At 71.9% G+C, this 23,682-nt stretch carries 20 protein-coding genes; 11 read left to right on the top strand and 9 right to left on the bottom strand.

Annotated elements, in window-relative coordinates; genetic code table 11:
* Positions 1–250: 250 nt before the first annotated feature.
* Positions 251–1,606 (top strand): M20/M25/M40 family metallo-hydrolase, encoded by a 1,356-nt coding sequence (locus ACWD10_RS29005; protein WP_451096159.1) that lies wholly within the window; start codon positions 251–253, stop codon positions 1,604–1,606.
* Positions 1,607–1,662: 56 nt separating this feature from the next.
* On the opposite strand, the gene ACWD10_RS29000 is transcribed toward ACWD10_RS29005, so the two are convergent.
* Positions 1,663–2,700 carry an NUDIX domain-containing protein gene (locus ACWD10_RS29000; RefSeq protein WP_451096182.1) on the bottom strand — a complete coding sequence of 346 codons (1,038 nt, stop codon included), beginning with the start codon at positions 2,698–2,700 and terminating at the stop codon, positions 1,663–1,665.
* A 206-nt stretch (positions 2,701–2,906) separates the two neighbouring features.
* On the opposite strand from ACWD10_RS29000, the gene ACWD10_RS28995 reads away from it, so the two are divergent.
* Complete coding sequence (locus ACWD10_RS28995; RefSeq protein WP_451096157.1) at positions 2,907–3,725, top strand: ABC transporter ATP-binding protein; 819 nt, start codon at positions 2,907–2,909, stop codon at positions 3,723–3,725.
* Positions 3,726–3,749: 24 nt separating this feature from the next.
* Here the strand turns inward: ACWD10_RS28995 and ACWD10_RS28990 are convergent, their stop codons facing one another.
* Together ACWD10_RS28990 and ACWD10_RS28985 are read right to left on the bottom strand one after the other, a co-directional pair.
* Positions 3,750–4,499 carry a PucR family transcriptional regulator gene (locus ACWD10_RS28990; RefSeq protein WP_451096155.1) on the bottom strand — a complete coding sequence of 250 codons (750 nt, stop codon included), beginning with the start codon at positions 4,497–4,499 and terminating at the stop codon, positions 3,750–3,752.
* The gene (locus tag ACWD10_RS28985) at positions 4,390–5,112 is read right to left on the bottom strand and encodes a hypothetical protein (protein ID WP_451096153.1); all 723 of its coding nucleotides are present in this window, start codon (positions 5,110–5,112) and stop codon (positions 4,390–4,392) included. The genes ACWD10_RS28990 and ACWD10_RS28985 overlap by 110 nt, the downstream gene beginning before the upstream one ends.
* A gap of 166 nt (positions 5,113–5,278) precedes the next feature.
* Between ACWD10_RS28985 and ACWD10_RS28980 the strand changes: the two genes are divergently transcribed.
* The 3 genes from ACWD10_RS28980 to ACWD10_RS28970 are packed head-to-tail and all read left to right on the top strand — an operon-like array spanning position 5,279 to position 8,425.
* Positions 5,279–6,697: an alkyl sulfatase dimerization domain-containing protein gene (locus ACWD10_RS28980; protein ID WP_451096151.1), complete on the top strand. Its 1,419-nt coding sequence runs from the start codon at positions 5,279–5,281 to the stop codon at positions 6,695–6,697.
* A 12-nt stretch (positions 6,698–6,709) separates the two neighbouring features.
* Entirely contained in the window at positions 6,710–8,026 is a 1,317-nt protein-coding gene (locus ACWD10_RS28975) for an MFS transporter (protein WP_451096149.1), read from the top strand.
* A 36-nt stretch (positions 8,027–8,062) separates the two neighbouring features.
* Complete coding sequence (locus tag ACWD10_RS28970; RefSeq protein ID WP_451096147.1) at positions 8,063–8,425, top strand: MmcQ/YjbR family DNA-binding protein; 363 nt, start codon at positions 8,063–8,065, stop codon at positions 8,423–8,425.
* Positions 8,426–8,520: 95 nt separating this feature from the next.
* Here ACWD10_RS28970 and ACWD10_RS28965 read toward each other — a convergent pair whose 3' ends face one another.
* Positions 8,521–9,879 (bottom strand): MFS transporter, encoded by a 1,359-nt coding sequence (locus tag ACWD10_RS28965; RefSeq protein WP_451096145.1) that lies wholly within the window; start codon positions 9,877–9,879, stop codon positions 8,521–8,523.
* A gap of 181 nt (positions 9,880–10,060) precedes the next feature.
* Here ACWD10_RS28965 and ACWD10_RS28960 point away from each other — a divergent pair, with 181 nt between their 5' ends.
* Positions 10,061–11,890 (top strand): ABC transporter ATP-binding protein, encoded by a 1,830-nt coding sequence (locus ACWD10_RS28960; protein WP_451096143.1) that lies wholly within the window; start codon positions 10,061–10,063, stop codon positions 11,888–11,890.
* 208 nt (positions 11,891–12,098) lie between these two features.
* On the top strand, positions 12,099–12,914 hold the full coding sequence (locus ACWD10_RS28955; RefSeq protein ID WP_451096180.1) for a pentapeptide repeat-containing protein: 816 nt from the start codon (positions 12,099–12,101) through the stop codon (positions 12,912–12,914).
* Between the two features lie 81 nt (positions 12,915–12,995).
* Here the strand turns inward: ACWD10_RS28955 and ACWD10_RS28950 are convergent, their stop codons facing one another.
* From ACWD10_RS28950 to ACWD10_RS28935, 4 genes are all read right to left on the bottom strand, one after another.
* Positions 12,996–14,234, bottom strand: a complete 1,239-nt coding sequence (locus ACWD10_RS28950) for a hypothetical protein (RefSeq protein ID WP_451096141.1) — start codon at positions 14,232–14,234, stop codon at positions 12,996–12,998.
* Positions 14,227–15,450, bottom strand: coding sequence for a hypothetical protein (locus tag ACWD10_RS28945; RefSeq protein ID WP_451096139.1), 1,224 nt, complete (start codon positions 15,448–15,450; stop codon positions 14,227–14,229). Before ACWD10_RS28945 ends, ACWD10_RS28950 begins: the two co-directional genes overlap by 8 nt.
* Before the next feature lie 120 nt (positions 15,451–15,570).
* A complete protein-coding gene (locus tag ACWD10_RS28940; RefSeq protein WP_451096137.1) occupies positions 15,571–16,992 on the bottom strand; it encodes a GntP family permease in 1,422 nt (473 codons plus the stop codon).
* A complete protein-coding gene (locus ACWD10_RS28935) occupies positions 16,979–17,548 on the bottom strand; it encodes a gluconokinase (protein ID WP_451096135.1) in 570 nt (189 codons plus the stop codon). Before ACWD10_RS28935 ends, ACWD10_RS28940 begins: the two co-directional genes overlap by 14 nt.
* 182 nt (positions 17,549–17,730) lie before the next feature.
* On the opposite strand from ACWD10_RS28935, the gene ACWD10_RS28930 reads away from it, so the two are divergent.
* The gene (locus tag ACWD10_RS28930; protein ID WP_451096133.1) at positions 17,731–18,459 is read left to right on the top strand and encodes a FadR/GntR family transcriptional regulator; all 729 of its coding nucleotides are present in this window, start codon (positions 17,731–17,733) and stop codon (positions 18,457–18,459) included.
* Positions 18,460–18,584: 125 nt separating this feature from the next.
* Entirely contained in the window at positions 18,585–19,235 is a 651-nt protein-coding gene (locus ACWD10_RS28925) for a DinB family protein (RefSeq protein ID WP_451096131.1), read from the top strand.
* A gap of 87 nt (positions 19,236–19,322) precedes the next feature.
* On the opposite strand, the gene ACWD10_RS28920 is transcribed toward ACWD10_RS28925, so the two are convergent.
* Positions 19,323–20,975 carry a BCCT family transporter gene (locus tag ACWD10_RS28920; RefSeq protein WP_451096129.1) on the bottom strand — a complete coding sequence of 551 codons (1,653 nt, stop codon included), beginning with the start codon at positions 20,973–20,975 and terminating at the stop codon, positions 19,323–19,325.
* Positions 20,976–21,430: 455 nt separating this feature from the next.
* Between ACWD10_RS28920 and ACWD10_RS28915 the strand changes: the two genes are divergently transcribed.
* Positions 21,431–22,804, top strand: a complete 1,374-nt coding sequence (locus ACWD10_RS28915; protein ID WP_451096127.1) for a TrkH family potassium uptake protein — start codon at positions 21,431–21,433, stop codon at positions 22,802–22,804.
* Positions 22,797–23,522: a potassium channel family protein gene (locus tag ACWD10_RS28910; RefSeq protein ID WP_451096125.1), complete on the top strand. Its 726-nt coding sequence runs from the start codon at positions 22,797–22,799 to the stop codon at positions 23,520–23,522. Before ACWD10_RS28915 ends, ACWD10_RS28910 begins: the two co-directional genes overlap by 8 nt.
* Positions 23,523–23,682: the final 160 nt, after the last annotated feature.

Below are 23,682 nucleotides of genomic sequence, written 5' to 3'. Positions count from 1 at the left end.
GTCGCTCGAGTTGTCGCTGCTCACGATGGGCTGCTGCTCCGATCCAGCTGTCTTCGGCCGCTGTCCACGGCATCCTACGGCGGGCCCTCCGGCGCTGCTCCTGTGGGAAGATCGGCACCGTGTACGCGGGCGCACCCCGCGCGCGTATGCCCCGGAGACACCACACATATGTCTCCACTACGTAACTACGTATGTCTCCACTACACCGAGACTCCCTATCCACAACGTCGCACCCACCAGGAGCGTGCCCATGCCGTCGCAGCAGATCGCCGAAACCGTCTCCTCGCTGATGCCCCGGGCCAAGGCCGAGCTGGCGGAACTCGTGGCGTTCAAGTCGGTGGCGGACTTCGCGCAGTTCCCGCGCAGCGAGAGCGAGGCGGCCGCGAACTGGGTGGCGGACGCGCTGCGCGCCGAGGGCTTCGAGGACGTGGCGCTGCTCGAAACGCCGGACGGCACGCAGTCGGTGTACGGCCGCCTGCAGGGCCCCGAGGGCGCCCCGACCGTGCTGCTCTACGCCCACTACGACGTACAGCCGCCGCTGGACGAATCGGCCTGGATCACGCCTCCGTTCGAGCTGACCGAGCGCGACGGCCGCTGGTACGGGCGCGGCGCCGCCGACTGCAAGGGCGGCGTGCTCATGCACCTGCTCGCGGTGCGTGCGCTCAAGGCGAACGGCGGCGTGCCGGTGACCGTGAAGTTCATCGCCGAGGGCTCCGAGGAGATGGGCACCGGCGGCCTGGAGCGGTACGCCGAGGCGCACCCGGAGCTTCTGAAGGCGGACACGGTCGTCATCGGGGACACCGGGAACGTCCGGGTCGGCGTGCCGACCGTGACGGCGACGCTGCGCGGCATGACCCTGGTCCGCGTCGAGGTGGACACCCTGGCGGGCAATCTGCACTCCGGGCAGTTCGGCGGCGCGGCCCCGGACGCCCTCAGTGCGCTGATCCGGACCCTGGACTCGCTGCGCGCCGAGGACGGTTCGACCACGGTCGACGGGCTCGACAACGGACAGACCTCGGACGCATTGACGTACGCCGAGGACGACTTCCGGCAGGACGCCAAGGTCCTGGACGGCGTGGAGCTGATCGGCTCCGGCTCGGTCGCCGACCGGCTCTGGGCGCGGCCCGCGGTCACCGTGCTCGGCATCGACTGCCCGCCGGTGGTCGGCGCGACGCCGTCGGTGCACGCGAGCGCCCGCGCGCTGGTGAGCCTGCGGGTGCCGCCGGGCGTCGACGCCGCCGACGCCACGAAGCTGCTCCGCGCGCACCTGGAGGCGCACACTCCGTGGGGCGCCCGGGTGCGGACCGAACAGGTCGGCCAGGGCCAGCCGTTCCGTGCGGACATCGACAGCCCGGCGTACGCGGCGATGGCCGAGGCGATGCGGGCCGCGTACCCCGGGCAGGAGATGCAGACGGTGGGGCAGGGCGGCTCGATCCCGCTGTGCAACACGCTGAACACGCTCTACCCCGAGGCGGAGATCCTGCTCATCGGCCTGAGCGAGCCCGCGGCGCAGATCCACGCGCCCAACGAGTCCGTGGCGCCCGAGGAGTTGGAGCGCCTGTCGGTCACGGAGGCGCTGTTCCTGCGGAATTACGCGGGCAGCTGAGCCGAGGACGCCAACGGTCCCTGACGGACGCCGCCCGCCCGGCCCGGGTGCCGGTGTCAGCCCACCGGTACCCCCGCCTCCAGATAGAGCACCCGGGCCTGCTCCCGGGCCCGCAGCGCCCAGCGCAGCCGCTCGAAGCGGACCGAGGGCAGCAGCACGGACGCCTCCTGTTCGGTGACGAAACGGCAGCCGCGCAGCTCGGGCCCGGGCAGGAGCAGGTGTTCGGCGGCGCCGCTGTCGAGTCGGCCGCCGTCGAAGAGGAGCCGCATCCCTCCGTGTCCGGGAGGCCGGGGCGGCTCCCAGTCGATGACCAACAGGTGGGGCACCCGGTCGAGTTGGAGCCCGGTCTCCTCGGCGACCTCGCGCACCCCGGCGTACGCGGGCGCCTCACCGGTCTCGACGACCCCGCCGGGAAACTCCCAGCCCGGCTTGTAGGTCGGGTCGACGAGCAGCACCCGGTCCCGCTCGTCGAAGAGCAGCACCCCGGCGGCGAGGGTCTGTGCGGTGGGCTCGGGGGTCTGCACGATGTCGCACACCCCGGCCGCGCCGCTGCGCACCGCCTCGGCGATCCGCTCGGCCGTCCCGTACGGAGTGAGGTGGCCGTTGTCGACGACGTGGGCGTCCGCGGTGAGCCAGTCGGCGAGGGCCGCCCGGTACGGCTCGATATGGTCGTACGCCCATTGCCGGACGCGCAGTTCGCCGTCCTCACCCGGCGCCTCACGACCGGCTATTCGCTCCCGAAGGATCGTTTCGGCAGGGGCGAGCAGCACATGCCGGACAGGTATCCGGCGGGAGGCGAGGCCCCCGAAGATCTCGTCCCGGTACTCCTGCCGCAGCAGGGTCATGGGGACCACGAGCACCCCACCGACCTCACTGAGGAGGGCGGCCACCGTGTCGACCACGAGCCGCCGCCAGATGGGCAGGTCCTGGAAGTCGCTCACCTCGTCGAGGCGCTTCTGCGGCAGCACGTACCGCAGTCCGGCGCCGATCAGCTCGGGGTCGAAGAGCGTGCTGTTCGGGATCAGTTCGATCAGTTCCCGTGCGGCGGACGTCTTCCCCGCACCGAACGCACCGTTGATCCAGACGATCACGATTCCCCCTCTTCTGTTGGCCCCCTGTGCCTTGCCCGCTTCCCCCCGCCGGGGAAACCAGCCCGGGCGCGGATCCGCCACGCCTACGGTGCAACACCCTGGCATCAGGCACCTCACCCGTCACGGCTTTCGCTTTTCCGGTGGCGGCGCGGGAGTTCGCCGGACGATCATGGAACGGTGAGACGCTGGCCACGAGTTGGGGAGTCGGGATGAGCGGTGCCGAGTCGGGGCGCGAGCGGGTGGTCGGGGCCCTGGACGGCGTGAGCGTACGCCGTGTCACGAACGGACAGGTCATCCTCGACGGCATCGACTGGACGGTCCGCGCGCGCGAGCACTGGGCGCTGCTCGGGGCCAACGGCGCGGGCAAGAGCACGATGCTGCGCCTGCTCGGCGCCCAGATGTTCCCGACCACCGGCACGGTCGAGGTGCTCGGGCACCGCCTCGGGCGCGTGGACGTACGGGAGTTGCGCGCCCGCATCGGCCTGGTGTCCGCGGCCCAGCGCGTGCCGCAGGACCTCAGCGCACACGGCGTCGTGCTCACCGGGCACAGCGGCACCGTGCAACCACTGTGGCGTACGTACGGTGCCGAGGTACGGGAGCGGGCGCACGCGCTCCTCGCCGAACTCCAGATCAAGGAGCTCGCCCACCGGCCGTACGGAGTGTGTTCGGGCGGGCAGCGGGCCCGCATCCTGATCGCCCGCGCCCTGATGTCCGACCCGGCGCTGCTGCTGCTCGACGAGCCGTTCAACGCCCTCGACCTGCCCTCGCGCGAGGACCTGATCGACACGATGCGGCGCCTGGCGGAGGACCGCTCCGAGCTGGCCACGGTGACGGTCACGCATCACCTGGAGGAGCTGTCACCCGCGATCGGGCATGCGCTGTTGCTGCGCGAGGGCCGGGTGCAGGCGGCGGGCCCGGTGGCCGAGGTGCTCACCGGGGAACGGATGACGGCGTGCTTCGGGCGGCCGATCGCGGTGTCCCGTCATGAGGGACGGTGGCTGGCTCGGTCGGGGAACTTGGGCAGCTGATGCGGTGATCACTCATCCGCGCCGTCAGTTCCGCTCGCGCAGCAGCAGGGCCGCCAGGGCCAGGGCCGCGCCGCGCGGGTCCGTGACGTCGAGGCCGGTCTGTTCGGCGGTACGGGACAGGCGGTTGTCGACCGTGTTGGGGTGCAGGCCGAGGGCGGCCGCGGTGGCGCGGCGCTCCTGGCGCAGGGCGAGGTGGGTGCGCAGGGTCTCGATGAGCTCCGGCCGGTCGGCCACCGGGTCGAGCAGCGCGGCGATCCGGCGGCCGCTCTCGCCGGGCCGTGTCAGGTGGTATTCGAGGAGTACGTCGTCGAGGACGTGCACCCCGGGCGGGCGCCCGCAGGCCCGCGCGACCCGCAGGATCTCCCCCGCGGTACGGGCCGCGCCGGGCAGGTCGCCGGGGCCGGTGGCGGGCACGGCGGCGATCCGGACGGAGCGCCCGCAGGCGCGGGCCAGTGCGCGGCCCAGGCCCTCTGGGGGCTCCCCTGCGCCGGGCACGACGGCGCGCCCGCGGTCCGCGTCGAGCAACAGCAACGCCCCCTCGGTGCCGAAGGCGCGGTCGAGGGCGGTCTGGACGCGGCGGAGGCGGCGGCGCAGCGCCACGGGGCCCGCGCCGTTGGCGGGTTCCTTTTCGCTCTTGTCGTCCTTGTCGCCGCTGTTGCCCTTGTCACCCCTGTTGCCCTTGTCGCCGCCGTAACCCTTCTCGCCGCTGTCGCCCTTGGCGTCGCTGAGGGCCGGGGCGTCGCCGTCGGCGCGTGTCAGTCCGAGGGCGAGCACCAACGCCGGTCCGTCCCGGTCCGTCCAGACCGAGTTGGGCGGTCACCGCGGCGTCGGGCGGACACGTGCCGTCGAGCAGCCCGCGGACAAGGGTGCGCCGCTCTTCCTGCTGTTCCGCCTCCAGGGCGGTGCGTTCATCGACGTACGTCTGCGCCACGGTCCCGACGACGTCGGGGCAGAAGCGGAGCATCAGGTCGGCGAGTTCGACGAGGGCGGCCTCCTCGCCGGGACCGGCGCTCTCCCGCAGCGCCCGCCACAGCACGTGCATGCCCAACGTGTGGACGCGGAGGAGCAGGTGCAGCGGCATGCCCTCATCGGCACGCTGGGCGGCGCGCTCCAGGAACAGCGCGTTGACCCCACCGGCAGGACCCCGCCCCCGACGGACCGCGCGCAGGAAGCCGCGGATGCCGTGGCGCGCGGTCGCCGCGATCTCCACGTCCTTCATGTCGATGGGGAGTTCGGCGTACCCCGGAAGGTGGGCGAAGGACTCTCGGCTCATCCGTCGGGCGAGCTCGTTGACCCGTGGCTCGCAGCGCGCGGCCAGCGCCCGCGCCGCCTCGGACACCGCGGCCTGGGCCTCGGGCCCGGTCTCCTTCGCCTCGGGCAACCTCATCGCCACCTCTCCCACCCGGCCTCGCCGATTGTGACCGGTCACAGTACCGGCGCTCCACGGATGTGACGCCACCGGCTGTCGCATATCACGTCAAGTGCCCAGACTCGGGTGGCGAAACGACCAGGCGTACGCGGCGTCAGGCGTACGCAGCGAAGGAGCCGCCACTATGAGCGAGCACAAGCCGCAGGACTACCTCGATTACGCCGACCGCGTCTGGCGGGGCGCGGAGACGTTGCTGCCGCATCTGTCCGGCGCGTACACGGGCGAGGAGCTGATCACCGTGCGGGACCGGGTGGGGTTCTTCCCGGCGTTCGCGAACGTCGCGGTCTTCGACAGCGGCGACGGGCTCGTCCTGGTGGACTCCGGTGACTTCCGTACGGCCGGTCAACTGCACGCGGCGGTACGGAGGTTCGCGGCAGCGCCGGTGCGGCACGTGGTCTACACGCACGGGCATGTCGACCACGTCTTCGGGGTCGCGCCGTTCGACGCGGAGGCCGCGCGGGCCGGGGAGGCACGGCCCGAGGTGGTGGCGCACGAAGCGGTCGCCGCGCGCTTCGACCGGTACCGGGACACGGCGGGCTACAACGCGTGGATCAATCGCCGCCAGTTCGGGGTGCCGTCCCTGGAGTGGCCCAACGAGTACCGCTACCCCGACACCACGTACCGCGACCGGCACACGCTGAGCCGCAGCGAGCTGACCTTCGAGCTGGTGCACGCGCGGGGCGAGACCGACGACCACACGTACGTGTGGGTGCCGGAGCTGAAGGTGCTGTGCACGGGCGACCTGTTCATCTGGAACTCGCCGAACGCCGGCAACCCGCAGAAGGCGCAGCGCTATCCGCAGGAGTGGGCGCGGGCGCTGCGCGCCATGCAGGAGCTCGGCGCGGAGGTGCTGCTGCCCGGGCACGGCGTCCCGATCGTCGGCGCGGACCGGGTGGCGCAGGCGCTGGGCGACGCGGCCCGGCTCCTGGAGACGCTGTGCGAGCAGACCCGTGCCCTGATGAACGCCGGGCACCGCCTGGACGGAGTGCTGCACGGCGTGCGCGTCCCGGAGGACCTGCTTGCCAAGCCGTACCTCCACCCGGCGTACGACGAGCCGGAGTTCGTCGTGCGGAATCTGTGGCGGCTGTGGGGCGGGTGGTACGACCAGAACCCGGCGCACCTCAAGCCTGCGCCCGAGGCGGAGGTGGCGGCCGAGTTCGCGGACGCGGCGGGCGGCGCGCTCGTGCTTGCCCGGCGGGCCGAACGGCTCGCGGACGAGGGCGAGTTCCGGCTGGCGGGGCACCTCGCGGAGACGGCGGCGCTCGCGGCCCCGGCGGACAGCGACGTGGCCCGGGTTCGGGCGACGGTGTACGCGCGGCGGGCCGAGCGCGAGACCTCCACGATGGCGCGGGGCATCTTCGCGTGGGCGGCGGCGGATTCGGCGGCCGTGGCCGCGGACACGGACGTCGCGACCGAGCTGACACGGAGCGCCGAGGGACGGCAGCGGGCGGCGGGCCGGATCAGCGTCGGCGCGGTCGACGAGGGCACAGCCGGGCGTGGCGTGGTCGGGGATTGCCCGACCGCCGACGACGGCTGCTGTTGAGGGGGCGGCGCAATGTCGCTGCGCGACCGGCTGCGCACGCCCTGGGGCACGACGTGGCTGCTGCTCGCCTTCATGCTGGTCAACTTCGCGGACAAGGCGGTGCTCGGGCTCGCGGGCCCGGAGACCATGCGGGAGTTCGGGCTCTCGCGCCAGGAGTTCGGCACCGCGCAGACGGCGTTCTTCTCGCTGTTCTCGCTCTCCGCGCTCGCGGTGTCGTATCTGACCCGCACGGTCCGCACCGCGGTACTGCTCGGCGCCATGGCGCTGCTGTGGTCGGCGGCGCAGCTGCCCATGCTGATCGGCGCCGCCGGGTTCACCACCCTGGTGGCCACCCGGGTGCTGCTCGGCGCTGCCGAGGGCCCGGCCGCACCGGTCGCCGTCCACCATGTGCACGGCTGGTTCGGGCAGCGCGAGCGGACCCTGCCGACGGCGGTCCTGATGGTGGGCGCGGCGGCGAGGGTGGCGGTGGCGGCGCCCGCCCTGACGCTGGTCATCGACGTCTTGGGGTGGCGCTGGGCGTTCGGCGCGGTCGGGCTCGTCGGTCTGGTGTGGGCGGCGCTGTGGGGCATGGGCGGGGCGGAGGGGCCGCTGGCGCCGCCGGTCGGAACCCGTGCGGAAGTACCGGACGACGGCCCCGATGTGCCGCTCGCGCGTATCTTCCGGTCCGGCACCTTCCTGACCGCGTGCCTCGGCGCGTTCGCCGCGTACTGGCTGATGAGTGCCAAACTCACCTGGACGCCGGACTACTTGGAGACGGTACGCGGATGGAGCGGCCGCACCACCGGGCTCGCCGTGGGCGCCATGGCCGTCGTCAACGGCGTCGTGCTCCTGGCGCACGGCCTGCTCGCCCGGCGCGCGGCCCGCCGCCCCGCGCCGCCCCGGCTGCCGGACGGTGCGGGCGCGGGGCTGCTTGTGCTGGGGTCGGCGGCCGCGGTGGCGGTGTTCGCCACCACCGGGGCCGCGTGGCTGAGTACGGCGCTGATGTTCGGGCCGATGGCGCTCGCGCTCGTCATGCTGACGGTCGCGCAGACGGCCTGCGCCCGCATCACGCCGCCGTCCCGGCGCGGGGTCGTACTCGGCGCTCTCGTGGCCGTGTTCGCGCTCGCCGGGGCCCTGGCGCCGCTGCTGCTCGGCCGGATCGTCGACGCCGCGGCCTCCCCCGCCGCCGGGTACGAACGCGCCTGGCTCGTCACGGCCGCGTTGCTCGCCGTCGCCGGTGCCCTGGCCACGGCGTTCCTGCGCCCCCAGCGCGACGCCGCGCGGCTCGGCCTACCGGAAGAGGCGGAGGGGACGGAAGGGGCGGAGGGGGCGGTGACGGTGGCGCACTGAGGTGACGAGTGCGCCGGGAGGCCGTAACTTCGGGCCATGGTCACCGCCGATGACGTACGAGCTTGCGCCCTGCGCCTGCCGGAGACGGAGGAAAAGGCCGCCTGGGGGCAGCCGACCTTCCGGGTGCGCGGGAAGATCTTCGCCGCCCTGTCGGACGACGACGCGTCGATGGGCGTCAAGTGTCCCCGGGACGAGCGGGCCGAACTCATCGCCGCGGAGCCCGAGAAGTTCTTCGTGCGGGCCGGGCACGACGACCGCTACGACTGGCTGCGGGTACGCCTTGCCGCCGTACCGGACGAGGCCGAGCTGAAGGACATCCTCGCGGACGCCTGGCACCAGGTAGCACCGCGCCGCCTGGCCGCGGACCACCCCGACCCGTGGCAGGTCACCGAGGGCTGAGGTCAGATCCGGCCGGGCAGGGTCTGGTTCACCCGCCAGCGGCGGCGCGGGAGTTCGCCCTCCTCGAAGGCGGGCACCTCGTCGAGGCGCCAGGCTCACGGTCGTCGCTCCGGTTCCGTCTCGCCGTCGTCCTCGCCGCGTCCCTCCGGTTGTCCCGCCGGTCGGGCGGCCCGGTCGGCGTACGTCTCCGCCGTTGACGGTGAGGCGGGCGGTGCCGCCGCGGTGCGCGGCAGCAGGAACGGGGTCGCCAGGAGCAGGGCGCCGGCGAGGCCGATCGCGGTACGGGGGCCGGTGAGCCCGGCGAGCAGTCCCCACAGCCCGGTCAGGGCGGCGATGGTGACCTTGCCGCTGACCGACCACGCGGACAGGGCGCGGGTGACGCGGTCCGTCGGGATCCGGTCGAGGCGGCGGGTGGCGAGCACCGGGTTGAACACGCCCACGCTGGTGATGAGCCCGAACTCGACCACCATCACCAGGACGAGCCCACCGGTTCCGGGCCCGATGAAGACGAGCCCGAGCGGCCAGCAGGCCCGCAGCGTCCCGGCGATGCGCAGCACCCGGTGCTCCCCGAACCGTGCGACGAGCGGGCGGGAGATTCGTGCGCCGATGAGGCCGCCGACGCACGGCACCGCGAACGCGAGCCCGTACTGCCAGGGCGCGAACCCCAGGTCGCCGAGCATCAGGACGGCGAGCGGCGGCGAGGTCGCCATGATCAGGCCGTTGACGAGGACCGCGTTACCGAACAGCGGGCGCAGGGCCGGGTCCCGCAGGATGAACCGCCAGCCGTCGAGCAGTTCACCGGCCGTCCGGAGCCGCGCCCTCGGCGGTGGCACCGCTGCCGCTGCCGCTGCCCGGGTGCGCGCGGGGCGTGGCTCCGTACCGCCGATCGCGCGCAGTCCCAGGGCCGACAGGAGATAGCTCACCGCGTCGGCGAGAACCGTCACCATCGGCCCGACGAGCCCGACGGCCGCCCCGCCGAGCGGCGGGCCGAGCACGGTCGCCGTCCACATCGTGGCCTCGAACCGGCCGTTCGCGACGAGCAGGTCCTCGCGGCGTACGAGCGACTTCACATACGCGCCACTCGCGGCGGTGAAGGTGATACCGGCCGCGGCGACGACCACCGAGACGACCAGGAGTTGGGCGAAGGTGAGCAGGCCGAGCGCGTACGCGGCGGGGATGCTCAGGAGCGCCGCGCACCGGATCAGATCGGCGCCGACGAGCACGGGCCGCTTACGGCGGAACTCCACCCAGGATCCGAGCGGCACCGCCACCAGCGCGCCCACGAACGTCCCCGCGGCGGCGAGCGTCGCCACCTCGGTCGGGCCCGCGTCGAGGACGAGGATCGCGATCAGCGGAAACGCGTCGAACGCCAGCCACGTCCCGAAGGCGCTGACCCCGTACGCCGCCCAGAGCCACCCGAACCGCCGCCCCAGGCGCGCCCCCGTGCCCCGCATCTCCAGCCCCCCGCCCTCCGGTCCCCGAACCAATCGCCCACCCTAAGTCCCAGGCGGGTCACGATATTTCGGTTGTCGAACGGCTCCTCGCGTCCCTAGGGTTCGATCGGGCGTACGACTCCCCGTCGCCCCTGTAGGGCCTCGAGGCCCTGTAGGACCTGCCGAAGGAGACACCGCCCCCGTGCCCGAGCGCGACGCACCCGCCAGCACAGCGGCGGAGCCCACCTGGCGGCTCCTGTTGGGCTACGTACGTCCGCATCGCTGGACCCTGCTCGCCGGGGCGCTGCTCGGCCTGATCACGGGGGCCACCGGGCTCGCTCTGCCCCTCGTGGCCCGGGCCCTCATCGACGACCTCGCGCACGACCGTGCCATAGCGGGGCCGCTGGTCGTGATGACCGTGCTCGTGGTCGCCAACGCGGGGCTCGGCGCGGTGAGTTCGTATGTGCTGCGGCGTACCGCCGAGTCCGTGGTGCTCGGCGCGCGGCGCGCCCTGTCGTCGTATCTGCTGCGGCTGCGCATCGCGTCCGTCGACCGCACCGAGCCCGGCGACCTGATGGCCCGGATCACCTCCGACACCACGCTGCTTCGCGAGGTGACCACCGACTCCCTGGTGGGCCTGGGCACGGGCGGTCTGACGCTGATCGCGACGCTGGTCCTGATGAGCCTGGTCGACCCGGTGCTGCTCGGCGTCACGCTCGCCGTGGTCCTGGGCGCGGGCACGGTGATCGGCGTGATCGTGCCCCGTATCAACAAGGCCGCCCGGCACGCGCAGGAAGCCGTCGGTGCGATGGGTGCGTCCCTCGAGCGGGTGCTCGGCGCGCTGCGCACCGTCAAGGCGTCCGGTGCCGAGCACCGCGAGGAGCAGGTGGTGCACGAGGCCGCCGAGCAGTCCTGGCGGCAGAGCGTGCGGGCCGCCAAGTGGTCGGCGCTCGCCGGGAACACGGCCGGGCTTTCGATCCAGATCGCGTTCATCACGGTGCTCGCGGTCGGGGGCGCGCGGGTGGCGACCGGGGCGATCGACATCGGCACGCTGGTGGCGTTCCTGCTTTACGTCTTCTATCTGATGTCGCCGATCCAGGAGCTCGTCGGGGCGATCACGCAGTACCAGACCGGCGCGGCCGCGCTCGTACGGATCCAGGAGGCGCTGAGCCTGCCCGCCGAACCGGCCGACGGGCCCGCGCCGCTGCCCGAGCCGGGCGCCGCACCCGCCGAACTCGCCTTCCAGGACGTGCACTTCCGGTACGCCGACGACCTGCCCGCCGTGCACCACGGCGTGAGCTTCACGGTCCCGGCGCGCGGCATGACCGCCTTCGTCGGCCCGTCCGGCGCGGGCAAGACGACGGTGTTCTCACTGATCGAGCGCTTCTACGACCCCACGGCGGGCCGTATCACGTTGGACGGCCGCGACCTCGCGGCCTGGGAGATACCGGTGCTCCGCTCCGCCATCGGCTACGTCGAGCAGGACGCGCCGGTGCTCTCCGGCTCGCTCCGCGACAACCTGCTGCTCGGCAACCCGGACGCCGACGGCTCCGAGCTCGACCGGGTCGTACGGACGACGCGCCTGGCCGACCTGGTCGCCCGGCTGCCGCAGGGCCTGGACACGCTCGTCGGGCACCGTGGCACCAAGCTCTCCGGCGGCGAGCGCCAACGCGTCGCCATCGCACGGGCGCTGCTCCGCCGCCCCCGGCTGCTGCTGCTCGACGAGGCCACCAGCCAGCTGGACGCCGTCAACGAGGCGGCGCTGCGCGACACCGTCGCCGATGTCGCCCGCACCACGACGGTCCTGGTCGTCGCGCACCGCCTCTCCACGGTCACGATGGCCGACCGCATCGTGGTGATGGACGCCGGAACGGTACGCGCGGTCGGCACTCACGCCGAGCTCGTCACCGGTGACCCGCTCTACGCGGAACTGGCGGCCACACAGTTCCTGGCGACGGCGACGGCGACTGCCACTGCGGCTGCTGCGACGGCGGCCGCGGGGAATGGGAAGGCCCCGGACGACGGCGCATGAGGGAGAATGGCACAGCGTGATCGGGAGCGCGGCGGCGAGCGGTGCTCGGCCCCGTACGAACCCCGGCACCGGCCCCCAGTACCAGGAGATCCCCACCGTGCCCACCGCCCCGCCCAGCGGGCCCGCAGAGTCCGCGGAGACCGCGGCATCCGCACCGTCCGCAGAGTCCCCAGCGGCCGCAGAGCCCGCAGAGGCGGCAGAGCTCGCCATCCCCCAGGCCTCCGGACGCCCCGAGCTCCGTGCCGACTGCGGCAGTTGCTTCGGGCTGTGCTGTGTCGCGCTGCCCTTCGCCGCCTCGGCGGACTTCGCGGTCGACAAGGCCGCGGGCACGCCCTGCGGCAACCTCCAGGACGACTTCCGGTGCGGCATTCACGCGCGGCTGCGCGAGCGCGGCTATCCCGGATGCACCGTCTTCGACTGTTTCGGGGCCGGGCAGAAGGTCTCCCAGGTGACCTTCGGCGGCCGCGACTGGCGGCGTGAACCCGGCACCGCACGGCAGATGTTCGCGGTGTTCCCGGTGATGCGGCAGCTGCACGAGCTGCTCTGGTACGTCAGCGAGGCCCTGGAGCTGCCCGGCTCCGGTCCGGTGCGCGGGGCGCTGCGCGAGGCCCTGGACCGCACGGACCGGCTCACCCGCGCCGCCGCCGACGAACTGGCCGCCGCAGACGTCCCGGCGCTGCGGGACGAGATCAACGCCCTGCTGCTGCGCTCCAGCGAGCTGGCCCGCGCCGACGTCCCGGGACGCAAGCGGAACCATCGCGGCGCCGACCTGATCGGCGCCCGCCTCAAGGGCGCGAACCTGCGCGGCGCCTCGCTGCGCGGGGCGCTCCTGATCGCCGCCGATCTCCGCGGCGCCGACCTCCGCCGTGCCGACGTCATCGGCGCCGACCTGCGGGACGCGCAGCTCGCCGGGGCCGATCTCACCGGCGCCCTGTTCCTCACCCAGGCCCAGCTGAACGCCGCACGGGGCGACGCGGCGACCCGGCTCCCGGAGTCCCTGTCCCGGCCGGGGCACTGGGGCTGACACCGGAGCAGGGGGACTGACACCGGGCCACGGGGGCTGACCCCAGGACACGGGACTGACTGCCGCCCCACCGCCCCGGGCTCACCCCGTGACCGTCACATCACCGCACCCGATCCGCTTGGCCTCCGCCCGCACATAGCCGGGCAGCAGCTCGCGGAACCAGTCGGAGTCGTACGAGCCCCGCAGGCGGCGGGCCACGAAGGCGACCGCGCCGGTCTGGCACTGGAGGCGGTACACGGCGAGGTCCGGGCCGATCGTGCCGTAGCCGTCGCCGCGCAGCTTCGCTCCGTCGAGCAGGGTGTACGGCACGAAGACCTCGGCCAGGTCGGGGTCCTCGATGGTCGAAAGGCGCAGCTCCGGGGTGCCCGCGCGATCGACCTCGCAGCTGCGCACGCCGCCGCTCTTGCCGGGCGTACGTTGCTCGCCGTAGCGGTCCGAGTAGTCCCCGTCGTCGTCCGTCGTGCCGTCCCCCTTGCCGTTCTCCCCGTTCTCCCTCTCACGCTCCACGCCGGGCAGCCGCAAGCCCTTGATGCCGCACAGGCCGTCGGGCCTGACGTCGTGGCGCTCGGCGAGCGGGGCGAGGTCGCCGTGGTCGGGGTAGCTGCCGTCGCAGCCGTACTTCCGTATCAGGCCGTTGACGATGTGGACGACGGTGCGGGCCTGCCCGGCGCGGATCTCCTCGTCCTCGTCCCGCTCGGAGTACGGCACGTCCGCGCCCGAGGTCAGCTCGACGACCGTCGGGGCGTGCGGCCGTCCCGACGTGCTGGTGCAGCCCTTGGGCAGCGCGGCCCAGGCCCGGCTCGGCGAGGCCATGCCCAGGATCTCGCCACCGAGCGGGGCCATCCGGGAGTTGAGGAACTCGTCGGGCCACTCGCGCACATCGCGGCCCTTGAGGTCGTCGAGGTCCCGCACCTTCACGACGATCTGCCACTTCTTCTCGCCGTCCTCGACGCGGGTGATCCGGCACTCGCCGCGCACCCGGTCCTCGTTGCCGTCGGCGCGCTCCAGGGGCAGTTCGTCCGCCTCCAGGTGGCCCTTGCGCGTGAACATGCCGAAGGCCGTGTCCTCGGACAGGGTGCCCCAGCACAGGTCCTTCGGGAGCAGCGGCAGCGTGTCCGTGCGCCAGGCCACGGTGCCCGCGCCGAGCAGCGCCCCGGCCACGGCGCCGACCAGGAGCAGTCCGGGCCTGCCGCGCAGGAAGCGGCGCGTTCGGCCACCGGGTGCGGGGGCAGGTTCGGGTTCGAGTGCGGGTGCGTGTGCGGGTGCAGGTGTGGCGGCGTCACGCGGGGTGTCGTTGTCGTTCTGGGGCATGTCAGACATGGCGCTGCTCCCGTGGTGTCGTCGGTGCCACGGCGGGGCAACCGATGCGTTCCGCAACGGAGTTGACGGTGCGGCCGAAGATCTGCCGGGTGTCCCCCGCCGCCCCGGCGAGGCCGCCGTCCGTCAGGCGCAGGAAGAACGCGGCCCGGCGGCCGGAACCGCACTCCGCCTCGACGAACTGGTAGTCCTCGCCGAGTCTTCCCACGCCGCGCCACCCGGCGCCGGGCGCCCGCTCCACCGGGAACCCGTCGAAGAGGGCCCGCAGCCGCGGCTCGGTCACCATCACGAACTGCCCCGCGAACCGGGGATTCCTGACGTCGTCGGTGTTGGTCAGGAAGCAGAGCTGTACGTTGTCGTCGACGGCGCCGGAGGCCGCGTCGTAGTGGTCGTCCTTGCCCGTACGGAAGGCGAAGCCGCGGATGCCGCAGGTGGTGTCGTCGACGCTGTCGCTCTCCAGTTCGCGGGCCGGGCCGACCGGCGAGGTGATCCGCAGCGGTTCGTCAGGGGCGCAACCCGCCTGCCGCATGCCGGTGTTGGCGGCGGCGAGGAGCAGCTGGGCCACCTCGTACTCGGTGCCGATCCGGCCGCCGACGTCGACCCGCCCCAGGTGCCCGTCGCCGTGCTCCTTCGCCTCGATCGTGACGGTGCCCGGGCGCCCGTCGACATCGCACCGCTCGGGCAGGACGAGCATGCCCTTGCGCTGGCTGACCAGGCCCGGGACGCCGTCGGGCAGGGGCGACACGGAGCCATCGAGGTAGTCGCCGTACCACTCGAGGCGGGCGGACCGGTTCTCGGGCGGGGAGTCGTAGGTCACGGTGACCGTCTTGGTGAAGTCGATGGTGTCGGAGCCGCTCCCCTCGTCGCCCCCGTGGTCGTCCGGAATGCTGGACGTCACCGTCAACGTGCAGGTGGCCCGGGGCTTTTGCCGGGTCGGGGCGGCCGACTCCCTAGCGGTACGGGTGCTGTTGGAGGCCTCAAGTTCGGAGTCGCCGAGCACCTTTGGACCGCTGTCCTGCTCCCAAGCACCCCAGCAGTAACGCTCCTTGGCGAACGGCCAGGTGTCGGTCGCCCAGGTGCCGGCGGCGGCCCCGGCGAGGGCGAGGAACGCCGCCGCGGCGACGGCGCCCCGGTGACGGCGCGGCCAGGACCGGCGCGGCCCGGATCCGCGTATGCCGTCCTCTCCCCCGGACGATGGTGCGGTGGTCTCCTCTGACATCAACGGCCCCCCGTTTCCCCGTGATCTCTGGCCAGGGATGCTACCCGTGGGGTAGGCGAGGCCGAGCGGGGGCCCGAGGGGCCGTGGTGCCTAAGGAGGCGGAAGGGTCGGACGGGGTGATCAGACGATCCCCCACAGACCGAAGGCGACGAGGAAGGCCGAGACGCCGAGGGTCGTCTCAAGCACCGTCCAGGTCTTCAGGGTGGTCTTCTCGTCCATCCCGAAGAACCGGCTGACCAGCCAGAAGCCGGAGTCGTTGACGTGCGAGAGCACCGTGGCACCGGCCGCGACGGCCACGACGAGCAGCGCGATCTGGACGTCCCCGAGCCCCGCGTCGGTGACGGCGGAGGCGATCAGGCCGGAGGCGGTGGTGAGCGCCACGGTCGCCGAGCCCTGCGCGACGCGAAGGAGCGTGGCGATCACGAAGGCCTGGACGATCAGCGGCATACCGAGGCCGGAGAGCGAGTCGCTCAGGGCCGCGCCGATGCCGCTGAGCTCCAGGACGCCGCCGAACATCCCGCCCGCGCCGGTGATCAGGATGATCGAGCAGATCGGGCCGAGGGAGCCGTCGAGGACCTTGCTGAGCTCGCCCATCGAGGAGACCCGGGGGCGGCCGAGCACGAAGATCGCGAGGACGACGGTGATCAGCAGGGCGACGGGGGTGATGCCGAGCAGGCTGAGGGACTCCGCCCACGCCTGGCCCTCGGCGATGACCTTCGCGGTCGTGAGGGTGCTGATGACGGTGTTGCACGCGATCAGGAACAGCGGCACGAGCAGCAGGAGCAGGACAAGCCCGAAGGACGGCGGGCGCCCGCCCAGACCGGACTTGCTCACCTCGCGCTCCGCCTCGGTCCGGCCGTCGCTGTCCCGCACCTCGCCGAACAGCACGTCCGGGATGGGCACATGGAAGCGGGCGCCCAGGAAGCGGGAGACCAGGAGGACACCGACGTACCAGGCGACGACCGCGATCGGCACGCCGACGAGCATGGTGACGCCGATGCTGCCGCCGAGCACCTCGGCCGCGGCCACCGGGCCCGGGTGCGGCGGGGTCATGGCGTGCATGGCCGCGAAGGCACCGGCCGCCGGAAGGGCGTACAGGAGCAGGGAGCCGCCGAAGCGCCGCGCCACGGTGAGGATGATCGGCAGGAAGACGACCAGACCGGCGTCGAAGAAGATCGGCAAACCGAAGAGGAGCGCGGCCACGCCGAGTGCGAGCGGTGCCCGCTTCTCACCGAACCGGCCGATCAGCGTGTCCGCGAGGACCTGGGCGCCGCCGGTCACCTCCAGGAGGCGGCCGAGCATCACGCCGAAGGCGACCAAGAGCGCCACCGAGCCGATGGTGTCCGAGAACCCGAACATGAGGACGTCGGGGATCTTCGCGAGCGGGAACCCGACGGCGATCGCCGTGACCACGCTGACCGCGACGAGCGACACGAAGGCGTGCAGCTTCACCTTCATGATCAGGAACAGCAGGAGGGCTACGGCACCCGCCGCGATCAGCAGCAGCGTGGCGGTGCCGTACGCCGGCTCAATTGCTTCCATGAGAACACTCCATTGAATTCTCCAGACCTTCGCTGGTCTCGGTGCGGGCGGTGCCCGCTGGGCGTACGGCGTCGGCCGCCTGTGCGGCGACGGACTCCGGGGCGGTCGTGACCGGTATCGCCGCGCCGTGCTCGTCCGCGGCGAGCGGTTCGAGCGTCGCGAACTGCGAGTCGAGCAGGGCCCCCGGCATGAAGTGGCCCTGACGCTCCGCGAGCCGCCCGGCGATCAGGGCGCGGTCGCCCATCAGATGGACGAAGAAGAGGCCGGGCGCGGCGGCCCGGAGCCGGTCGCGGTAGGCCCGCTTGAGCGCGGAGCAGCTGACGACGCCCCCGTGCCCGGCACGGCCCGCGGCCCAGGCGCCGATGGCGTCGAGCCAGGGCTCCCGGTCCTTGTCGTCCAGGGGGGTGCCGGAGCTCATCTTCGCGATGTTGGCCGGTGGGTGGAACGCGTCCGCCTCGGCGTACGGAACACCGAGTTCCGCGGCGAGCAGGGCGCCGACCGTGGACTTGCCCGTACCGGACACGCCCATCACGACCACGACGTGGGGGGTGGACATCTCACTCCTCGCTGTCTTCTTCGACCTCGATGCCGCGCCACACTCAAGCCGATATGTATGACGTATTCAAGAGCTCGCAATAAAAACGTCATACTTAATCTGTCGAGGCGCGGCCGCGTAGGCTGCTGACTGTCACGTGGGGGACAGACCAATCGCAGGCCGGAGCCGGACACAGGAGACCGATGACCACCGAGGGGCGGGGGCCGCAGACCAAGGGGCAGCACGCGGGGCTGCACGCGAAGGTGCTCGCGACCCTGGGGCCGGAGATCACGTCCGGCGCGTATCCGCCCGGCACGGTGCTGCGCACCGACGAGCTGGAGCAGCGCTTCGACGTGTCCCGGACGGTGGTGCGCGAGGCGATCCGGGTCCTTGAGTCCATGCACCTGGTGGAGTCCCGGCGCCGCGTCGGCGTGACGGTGCGGCCCACCGAGGAGTGGAACGTATACGACCCGCAGGTCATCCGCTGGCGCCTGGCAGGTGCCGACCGGCCGCGGCAGCTGCGCTCGCTGACCGTGCTGCGCTCGGCGGTCGAGCCGGTCGCGGCGCGGCTCGCGGCCCGGAACGCCACGGCGGAGCAGTGCGAGGAGCTGACCCGGCACGCCCTCGGCATGGTCGCCACCTCGCGGGGGCAGCAGCTGTCCGCGTATCTGGTGCACGACGTGGCGTTCCACCACGTGGTGCTTCGGGCCTCGGGGAACGAGATGTTCGCGAAACTGGGCGAGGTGGTCGCCGAGGTGCTCACCGGGCGCACCGAGCACCAGGTGATGTTCACCGACCCGGACCCGGCCGCGGTGACCCTGCACGTGCAGGTCGCGGAGGCGGTAAGGGCCCGGGACGAGGACCGCGCCGAGGAGCTGACCCGGGAGATCACGGTGGGTGCGATGGCGGAGCTGGACGTCCTGGCGCCGTAGCGGCTCTCGGGCGGTCGTCGATCGCAGCGACCCTCGGGTGATCTTCGGCCGCAGCGGCTCCGGCGGCGGCATGGGTCGATGCTGCTCCGAGGGTCAGTGTCAGTGCCGGGTGCCATGCTTGCGGCATGACTGGAACGGATCGCACGGGACCGGACCCGAAGGCGGACCTGCATCGCTATCTGCGGGCGGGCCGCGAGGCGTTGCTGTGGAAGCTCGAGGGGCTCGGGGAGTACGACATCCGTCGGCCGCTGACCCTGACGGGCACCAACCTCCTGGGCCTGGCCAAGCATCTGACGGGGTGTGAACTCGGCTACTTCGGCGACACGTTCGGCCGCCCGTTCACGCCGATACCGCCGTGGCTGGTGCCGGGGACCGGGGCCAGTGTGGACGAGGATCCCACGGTGGACATGTGGGCGACGCCGGACGAGTCGCGGGAGTACCTCGTCGGTCTGTACCGGCAGGCGTGCGCGCACGCGGACGAGACGATCGGGTCCCTGGCCCTGGACGCCACGGGCACGGTGCCGCACTGGCCCGCGGAGCGGAGCACGATCACGCTGCACCGTGCCCTGGTCCACATGATCGCCGAGACGCACCGGCACGCCGGACACGCCGATATCGTCCGTGAACTCGTCGACGGCGCCGTCGGGACGCAGCAGGGCAACGACAACCTGCCGCAGACGGACCCGACTTGGTGGCGGGAGTACCGCGACCGGGTGGAGCGTGCGGCCCGTCAGGCCTCCGGGTCCGAGTCCGAGCCCGAGCCCGGGTCCGCATAGGCGACGGCCCGCGGCGTGCGCCCCGCGGGGGTGCGGGGCGCACGCCGCGGGCCGAGGCCGTCGTCCGTGCGGCGGGTTACCAGGAGGTCAGGAGGTGGGGGTCCTCTCCGGAGTGTCCCCGCCCCCTCCCTCCAGGGCCTGCACTGTCTCCTCGACGAGCTTCTCCTCGCGGCGCCGCTCCATGGCCTGCTTGTAGGCCCGCTGGTCCCGGGCGAACGCCCGGAACGTGGCGAAGCACATCCCGATCATCACGATGCTGAACGGCAGCGCGATCAGGATGGCCGTCGTCTTCAGCGTATTGAGCGCCGACGCGGTCGCCAGGTCCGAGGCGAGCAGCAGCGCGGCGGCCACCGCGCCCTCCATCACGCCCCAGAAGACCCGGCTCCACTTCGGCGGTGTGAGCTCACCGCCGGAGGCCAGCATGTCCACGACGAACGACCCGGAGTCCGAGGAGGTCACGAAGAAGAGCACGATGAGCACGATCGCCCCGGCGCCGATCAGAGCACCGGCCGGCAGCACGTCGAGGAGCTGGAAGAGCGAGCTGTTGGTATCGATGGCCTTGGTGCCGTCGCCCTGGTCGACCAGGAAGTCGGTGTGCCCGCCCGCCTGGTTCCAGATGGCGGAGCCGCCCATCACGGCGAACCAGAAGAAGGTGAGGATCACCGGCACGACGAGCACGCCGCAGACGAACTCGCGCACCGTGCGGCCACGCGAGATCCGGGCGATGAAGACGCCGACGAACGGCGCCCAGGAGATCCACCAGCCCCAGTAGAACACCGTCCAGGCGGTCACGAAGCCGGTGCCCTCGGCACCCTGGGACGCGCCGGTGTCAAAGCTGAGCCGCAGCAGGTTCTGGAAGTAGCCGCCGATGTTCGTCGCGAAGCCGTTGAGGACGAACAAGGTCGGGCCCGTGATGAGGACGAAGAGCAGCAGCCCTCCGGCGAGCCACATATTGATGGTGGAGAGCCACTTGATGCCCTTGGAGATGCCGGTCACGACCGAGATCACGGCCAGAGCGGTGATCGACGCGATGATCAGCACCATGAACCCCTTGCTGCCCGAGCCGTCCTCCGTCCAGTTGAGGAAGTCCATGCCCCCGGCGATCTGCATCACGCCGAGACCGAGGGACGTGGCCACGCCGAAGAGGGTGCCGACGATGGCGATGATGTCGATGACATCGCCCCAGATGCCCTTCACCCGGTCGCCGAGCAGCGGTTCGAGGGCGTACCGGATGGACATGGGACGACCCCGGCGGAAGGTCGCGTACGCGACGGCGAGGCCCACGACGACGTAGATGGCCCACGGGTGGATGCCCCAGTGGAGATATGTCTGCACCATCGCCGCGTCCTGCGCCTGCGAGGTGTAGTCGGAGGCGTCGGCGCCCTCGGGCAGCACGCCCGGCCGCGGCGCGGTGAGGAAGGACAGCGGCTCGGCGGTGCCGAAGTACACCAGGCCGATGCCCATACCGGCCGCGAACAGCATCGAGAGCCAGGCGGCCGTGCTGTACTCGGGCTTTTCGCCGTCCTTGCCGAGCCGCAGTCGGCCGAAGCGGCCGAGGCCCACCCAGAGCACGAAGATGGCGAACAGCGAGACAAGGATGAGGTAGTACCAGGAGAGGTTCGCGCCGAGCTTCTCCTGGATGGTGGACATATCGCTGGCCGCGTCCTCCTGGCCGACGATCGCATAGAGCACGAAGGCCACGATGATCACCGCTGCCGTGATGAAGACACGCGGTGCCATGGAGCCCCGGGCGAGACCCTCAGGCTTGGGTACCTCTGGTTCCGGCTCGGACAGTGCCTCTGGCCTTCTCTCAGCGGACATGGTCCGTACCCCTCTTCGACTGTGAACTCTGCGCGTGAGTAGAGCACTGGTGGGCCACGGGCGCGGGGAACCCGCAGCACGTCGGCCCCTTGCCCCGCTGTGGACGTGTCATACATCACAATGCAGTCTCGAACGCATCCCTGCCTCACCGAACCGACCAACGGTTCCGGCGCGAGCTTTGACGAACTCCTAGCGATCACCCTCTGACCTGCGAAAACGCCCACCAGAAGAGGGTTTGGAGCGGCCATACGGACGCGAGGGGCGCTACGTGCCTGGCCCGTCAACGACGGGCTCATTAAGGTTGCGTAGGTTTTCCCTCCGGAAAGCATCAGGCACCCATCAGGAACAACGCACAGGCGAGGCAGGACAACGCAGTGACAGCACGGTGGGCGGCGATGCGCCTCGCCCTGTTCCGATCCCATCCGGCCAGACTGGTCGTCCTGGGGTTCGCCACGGTGATCGTGATCGGCACGACACTGCTCGCACTGCCCATCTCCGCGGACAGCGGCGATCCGACGCCGCTCATCTCGGCGCTGTTCACGGCGACCTCGGCGGTGTGCGTGACCGGCCTGGTCGTGGTGGACACGGGCGAGTACTGGAGCGCCTTCGGCGAGGGTGTCGTGCTCGCCCTCATCCAGATCGGCGGCTTCGGCATCATGACGATGGCCTCGCTGCTCGCCCTGCTCATCTCCGGCAAGCTACGCCTGCGGATGCAGCTGACGGCGCAGACCGAGACCAAGAGCCTGGACATCGGAGACGTACGCAGAGTGCTCCTCGGCGTCGCGCTGACCACCGTCGCCGTCGAGCTGACCGTCACCGCGGCGCTCGCCCTGCGGTTCCGCTACGGATACGACATGCCGATCCTGGACGCGCTGCACCAGGGCCTGTTCCACGCCGTCTCGGCCTTCAACAACGCCGGATTCGGACTGTTCCCGGACAGCCTGATGCAGTTCCAGGCCGACCCGTGGATCCTGCTGCCCATCGCGATCGCGGTCATCCTGGGCGGCCTCGGCTTCCCCGTACTCCTCGAAGTCCTGCGCCATCGGCGACGGCAGCGCATCACCGGGCGGCGCAACTGGTCGCTGCACACCAAGCTGACCCTGATCACCTCGGCGACACTGCTGCTGCTCGGCACCCTGGTGTACTGCGCCTTCGAGTGGCGCGACCCGAACACCCTCGGCGACATGAGCATCGCGGAGAAGCTGCTCAACGGCTTCTTCCAGTCGATGACCACCCGTACCGCGGGCTTCAACGCCATCGACACCGCGGAACTCGAGGACTCCTCGCTGATGGTGACCGCGATCCTGATGTTCATCGGCGGCGGCAGCGCGGGCACCGCGGGCGGCATCAAGGTCACCACCTTCGCGGTGCTCGCGGTCGCGATCCTCGCCGAGGTCCGCGGCGAGGCGCACTCCGGGGTGCTGCGCCGCAAGCTGGCCCCGCACGTACTGCGGCAGGCGCTGACCGTGGCGCTGCTCGGCGTGGGGCTCGTGGTCCTTGCCACGGTCGTGCTGCTCTCCCTCGTCGACCTACCCTTTGAAGTGGTGCTCTTCGAGGCGGTGTCCGCCTTCGGCACGGTCGGTCTGTCCGCGGGCGCCACATCCGAACTGGGCACCGCCGGCGAAGTCGTCGTCATTCTGCTGATGTTCGTCGGCCGGCTCGGGCCGGTCACGCTCGTCTCCGCTCTCGCGCTGCGCGAGCGCAAACGTCGTTACGATCTGCCTGAGGAGCGACCTGTCATTGGGTAACAACTATCTGCACTCGCTGCGCCAGCGCCGCCGCAAGCGCCCGGCGTCACCGGGCCGCGCCCCGGTCACCGACCAGCGGGTGGCCGTGATCGGCCTCGGCCGGTTCGGCAGCTCGCTCGCCGGGGAGCTGATGAAGCGCGGCTGGGACGTCCTCGGCATCGATACGGACCCCCGCCTGGTCCAGCAGTACAGCGACCACCTCACGCACTCCGCGGTCGCCGACTGCACCGACCCCGAGGTCCTTCGGCAGCTCGGGGTGCACGAATTCACCAGCGCGGTGGTCGGCATCGGCACCGATATCGAGGCATCCATCCTCGTCAGCTCGAACCTGCTGGACGCGGAGGTGCCCAATATCTGGGCCAAGGCCATCAGCCGCCAGCACGGCCAGATCCTGGAGCGCCTCGGCGTGCACCACGTGGTGCTTCCGGAGCACGAGATGGGCGAGCGCGTCGCCCACCTCGTGACCGGCCGGATGCTCGACTTCATCGAGTTCGACGACGACTACGCCCTGATCAAGACGGTCGCCCCGGAGCTGGCCACGGGCATCCCGCTGGGCGAGAGCGGGGTACGCACCCGGCACGGCGTGACGGTCGTCGGAATCAAGCGGCCCGGTGAGGACTTCACGTACGCCACGGCCGAGACCGTGGTGCACAAGGGGGACGTCATCGTCATCACCGGCAAGACGCAGGCCGTAGAGGCCTTCGCCGAGCTCAGCTGAGCGGACGTCGGGCCGGGTGAGCGGGGGCGTTAGGGAAGCGTCAATGCCGCGCAAGGGGGCGTATGGAAGCCGTCAACGGCGGACGGATTCGATCGGGACCGCGGTTTCCTCGATGTGTCCGTTCCCTCTCCTTCTTCGGGAGCTGCGATGACCGACGTGG

The sequence above is a fragment of the Streptomyces sp. NPDC002851 genome (assembly GCF_053591935.1).
The sequence above is the reverse complement of the archived record's forward strand: the minus strand, read 5'-3'. Positions and strand labels throughout refer to the sequence as shown.

Excerpts from the sequence above, each read along its gene's own strand:
- ACWD10_RS28965 (WP_451096145.1), bottom strand. The coding sequence starts at position 9,879 with ATGCGGGGCACGGGGGCGCGCCTGGGGCGGCGGTTCGGGTGGCTCTGG.
- ACWD10_RS29005 (WP_451096159.1), top strand. The coding sequence starts at position 251 with ATGCCGTCGCAGCAGATCGCCGAAACCGTCTCCTCGCTGATGCCCCGG.
- ACWD10_RS28920 (WP_451096129.1), bottom strand. The coding sequence starts at position 20,975 with ATGGCACCGCGTGTCTTCATCACGGCAGCGGTGATCATCGTGGCCTTC.
- ACWD10_RS28935 (WP_451096135.1), bottom strand. The coding sequence starts at position 17,548 with ATGTCCACCCCCCACGTCGTGGTCGTGATGGGCGTGTCCGGTACGGGC.
- ACWD10_RS28985 (WP_451096153.1), bottom strand. The coding sequence starts at position 5,112 with ATGAGGTTGCCCGAGGCGAAGGAGACCGGGCCCGAGGCCCAGGCCGCG.
- ACWD10_RS28995 (WP_451096157.1), top strand. The coding sequence starts at position 2,907 with ATGAGCGGTGCCGAGTCGGGGCGCGAGCGGGTGGTCGGGGCCCTGGAC.
- ACWD10_RS28940 (WP_451096137.1), bottom strand. The coding sequence starts at position 16,992 with ATGGAAGCAATTGAGCCGGCGTACGGCACCGCCACGCTGCTGCTGATC.
- ACWD10_RS28980 (WP_451096151.1), top strand. The coding sequence starts at position 5,279 with ATGAGCGAGCACAAGCCGCAGGACTACCTCGATTACGCCGACCGCGTC.
- ACWD10_RS28970 (WP_451096147.1), top strand. The coding sequence starts at position 8,063 with ATGGTCACCGCCGATGACGTACGAGCTTGCGCCCTGCGCCTGCCGGAG.
- ACWD10_RS28925 (WP_451096131.1), top strand. The coding sequence starts at position 18,585 with ATGACTGGAACGGATCGCACGGGACCGGACCCGAAGGCGGACCTGCAT.
- ACWD10_RS28975 (WP_451096149.1), top strand. The coding sequence starts at position 6,710 with ATGTCGCTGCGCGACCGGCTGCGCACGCCCTGGGGCACGACGTGGCTG.
- ACWD10_RS28930 (WP_451096133.1), top strand. The coding sequence starts at position 17,731 with ATGACCACCGAGGGGCGGGGGCCGCAGACCAAGGGGCAGCACGCGGGG.
- ACWD10_RS28950 (WP_451096141.1), bottom strand. The coding sequence starts at position 14,234 with ATGTCTGACATGCCCCAGAACGACAACGACACCCCGCGTGACGCCGCC.
- ACWD10_RS28945 (WP_451096139.1), bottom strand. The coding sequence starts at position 15,450 with ATGTCAGAGGAGACCACCGCACCATCGTCCGGGGGAGAGGACGGCATA.